At 73.2% G+C, this 3,075-nt stretch carries 2 protein-coding genes and 1 pseudogene; all 3 read left to right on the plus strand.

The window, feature by feature from the left end:
- Window positions 1-1,627, plus strand: a 1,627-nt coding sequence (locus tag ABEB16_RS20345; RefSeq protein ID WP_345714015.1) for a DNA translocase FtsK, incomplete at its 5' end; no start/stop codon positions are given.
- 91 nt (window positions 1,628-1,718) lie between these two features.
- Window positions 1,719-2,537 carry an NYN domain-containing protein gene (locus ABEB16_RS20350; protein WP_345714016.1) on the plus strand — a complete coding sequence of 273 codons (819 nt, stop codon included), beginning with the start codon at window positions 1,719-1,721 and terminating at the stop codon, window positions 2,535-2,537.
- 58 nt (window positions 2,538-2,595) lie between these two features.
- Window positions 2,596-3,075, plus strand: a pseudogene (locus ABEB16_RS20355) (30S ribosomal protein S12 methylthiotransferase RimO); the annotation flags it as partial.

Raw genomic sequence — 3,075 nt, forward strand, 5'->3', positions numbered from 1 at the left:
CCGCGGCGGTGCCGCGCCGGCCGCGGAGCCGGCGTCGCTGCGCGTGGAGCAGCTCGTGCTCGCCGGGGACGTGGCGTACGCGCTGCCCTCCGACGACGTGCTCACCCCCGGCACGCCGCACAAGACGCGCAGCGCCGCCAACGACCGCGTCGTCGAGGCGCTGACGACGGTGCTCGACCAGTTCGAGATCGACGCCAAGGTGACCGGTTTCATGCGCGGGCCGACGGTGACCCGCTACGAGGTGGAGCTCGGCCCCGGCATCAAGGTGGAGCGGGTCACGGCGCTGTCGAAGAACATCGCCTACGCGGTGGCCAGCGCCGACGTGCGGATCCTGTCGCCGATCCCGGGCAAGTCGGCCATCGGCATCGAGATCCCCAACACCGACCGCGAGACCGTCTCCCTGGGGGACGTGCTGCGCAGCGGCGTCGCCCGCAAGAACGAGCACCCCATGGTGATGGGCGTGGGCAAGGACGTCGAGGGCGGCTACGTCGTCGCCAACCTCGCGAAGATGCCGCACCTGCTCGTGGCGGGCGCCACGGGCGCGGGCAAGTCGAGCTTCGTCAACTCCATGATCACCTCGATCCTCATGCGGGCCACGCCCGAGGAGGTGCGGATGGTCCTCGTGGACCCCAAGCGGGTCGAGCTGACGATCTACGAGGGCATCCCGCACCTCATCACCCCGATCATCACCAGCCCCAAGAAGGCCGCCGAGGCCCTGGAGTGGGTGGTGAAGGAGATGGACACCCGCTACGACGACCTCGCCGCCTTCGGGTTCAAGCACATCGACGACTTCAACCGCGCGGTGCGGGCGGGCAGGGTGCAGGTGCCGGCGGGCAGCCAGCGCGTCCTGCAGCCCTACCCGTACCTGCTGGTGATCGTCGACGAGCTCGCGGACCTCATGATGGTCGCCCCGCGGGACGTCGAGGCCTCGATCCAGCGGATCACGCAGCTGGCCCGGGCGGCGGGCATCCACCTGGTGCTGGCCACGCAGCGGCCCAGCGTCGACGTCGTCACCGGGCTCATCAAGGCGAACGTGCCGAGCCGGCTGGCGTTCGCCACCTCCTCCCTGGCCGACTCCCGCGTCGTGCTGGACCAGCCGGGTGCGGAGAAGCTCGTCGGGCAGGGGGACGCCCTGTTCCTGCCGATGGGCGCCAGCAAGCCGATGCGGGTGCAGGGCGCGTGGGTGACGGAGTCGGAGGTCGAGGCCGTCGTCGCGCACGTCAAGGGCCAGCTCCAGCCGTCCTACCGCGACGACGTGGTCGCGCCGGTGCAGAAGAAGCAGGTCGACGAGGAGATCGGCGACGACCTGGAGGTGCTGCTGGCCGCGGCGGAGCTGGTGGTGAACACCCAGTTCGGCTCGACGTCGATGCTGCAGCGCAAGCTGCGGGTGGGCTTCGCCAAGGCCGGTCGCCTCATGGACCTGCTGGAGTCCCGGGGCGTGGTGGGACCCAGCGAGGGGTCGAAGGCGCGCGACGTGCTGGTCAAGCCGGAGGACCTGGCGGGCACGCTGGCGCAGATCCGCGGGGAGGAGCCGCCCACGGCGCTGCTGGACGACTCCGGCGCGGACGTCGTGGTGGACGGCGACGAGGGTTCCGAGGACGCCTGGGAGCTCACGGACCGGATCTGAGGTCCGTCCCGGCGTGGGACATCTGCGACACAGGGTGACGCTATGCGAGCACTGCGTCGCGTTTGGTGACTCTCCGTGCAACGATGTGCGCATGGCTGTGCACGATGCCGACGCGGCGCGCGAGCTCGACCTCCTCGTGTGGGATGCGCCGAACATCGACATGACCTTGTCGAGCATCCTCGGCGGCCGGCCCTCGCCCGCCTCGCGCCCCCGCTTCGACGCCATCGCCCGCTGGTTCCTCGGGGGCGCCGCCGAGCGCGACGTCGAGGGCTGCGTCTTCACCAACGTCCAGCCCTCCAGCGCGGTGAGCATGCGGGGCTGGATCGAGGCGCTGCGCAGCTTCGGGTACTCCGTCTTCGCCCGGCCCAAGCTGCAGTCCGACGACGACGTCGACGAGGACATGCTGCGCCACATCGCCGAACGCCGGGCCAGCCACCGCCTCGTCCGCCTCGTCGTGGCCAGCGGCGACGGGCGCAACTTCCACCAGCCCCTGGAGGCGCTGGGCCGCGACGGCGTGCACGTCACCGTGCTGTCCTTCGCCGAGGTCGCCGGTTACGCCCAGGAGTCCGAGCACATCGAGTTCGTCGACCTGGAGGACGTGCCGGGTGCGTTCCAGGTACCGCTGGGCCGCACGCGCCTCACGGCGCTGCCCCCCGGCGGCGGCTGGTTCCGCCCCACGCGGCCGATGCGGGCGCTGCTGGAGGACAACCACCCGGCCCCCGCGACGCCCCACCCGGCTCCCGCGGACGCCGACGTCCCCGAGTCGCTGCCGACGCCGGCGCCGACGCCGGCACCGACGCCGGCACCGACGCCACGCCCCCCGGTGCCCTCGCCCACCGCCACGGCCCCGCCGCCGCAGCAGGCCCACGCCGTCCACGGCCGGCAGGTGCCCGTCCGCCTCGAGGGGTGAGCCCGGGCGGCACCGCGCTGCGGCGTCGGCACCCCGTGCCGGTGCGTACCCTGGCGTGGTGCCTCCCCGCTCCGTCGCGCTGATCACCCTGGGCTGCGCCCGCAACGACGTCGACTCCGAGGAGCTGGCCGGCCGGCTCTCCGCCGCGGGGTGGGACCTCGTCGACGACGCGGCCGAGGCCGACGTCGCGCTCGTCAACACCTGCGGCTTCATCGAGCAGGCCAAGAAGGACAGCATCGACACCGTCCTGCAGGCCGCGGACCTGAAGGAGAGCGGCCGCACGCAGGCCGTCGTGGCCGTCGGCTGCCTCGCCGAGCGCTACGGCAAGCAGCTCGCCGACGAGCTGCCCGAGGCCGACGCGGTGCTCGGCTTCGACTCCTACACCGACCTCGCCGGCCACCTCGGCGGCATCCTGCGCGGGGAGCGGCCCGGCTCCCACGTGCCGCGCGACCGCCGTGCGCTGCTGCCGCTGGCGCCCGCGGAGCGCCAGCGCGTGCGGCCCGCCGTCGTCCCGGCCGCCGAGCCGGACCTGCCCGCC

The sequence above is a fragment of the Kineococcus glutinatus genome (genome assembly GCF_039542765.1).
Lineage (GTDB): Bacteria > Actinomycetota > Actinomycetes > Actinomycetales > Kineococcaceae > Kineococcus_A > Kineococcus_A glutinatus.